Raw genomic sequence first — 506 nt, forward strand, 5'->3', positions numbered from 1 at the left:
TCGCTAGCCTGCGCATGGGCTTCGGTTGCCTCGACCTGACCGCGCTCGCCTTCGACGAGGGAAACGACATTGCCGCCGGCAGACAGGCCACCGAGAACCTGGTCGAAGATGTAGCCGAAGCCGCATCGATATTCGTCGAGCCCTTCGCCGACGCAAAGGGTACGGCGGAATACAAGCGGGAACTCGCGCGCGGCCTGGTTAAACGCGCATTTGGCATCATCGAGGCACGCCGTCTCGGGCGCCCGGCTGTGGAGACGCATCAATATTATGGCTGAGTATCCGACCATGCGTGTGGCCCTGAAGCTGAACGGCCACCAACTGCAATTCGAAGTCGAGCCGCGGACCCTCCTGGTGGAGCTAATCCGCGAGAACGCCGGCCTGACCGGTACGCATGTGGGCTGCGATACCAGCTATTGCGGCGCCTGTACGGTGGTCGTCGACGGCCGCTCGGCCAAGTCCTGCACGGTGCTCGCGCTGCAGGCCGATGGCGCCGAAGTCACCACGGT

At 64.0% G+C, this 506-nt stretch carries 1 protein-coding gene and 1 pseudogene; both read left to right on the forward strand.

The window, feature by feature from the left end:
• Positions 1-275: pseudogene (locus AC1D0I_RS32975) on the forward strand (FAD binding domain-containing protein); the annotation flags it as partial.
• Positions 268-506, forward strand: a 239-nt coding sequence (locus tag AC1D0I_RS32980) for a (2Fe-2S)-binding protein (protein ID WP_477400245.1), incomplete at its 3' end; no start/stop codon positions are given. The pseudogene AC1D0I_RS32975 and the gene AC1D0I_RS32980, both read left to right, overlap by 8 nt.

The sequence above is a fragment of the Mesorhizobium sp. P2_D1 genome (genome assembly GCF_056404455.1).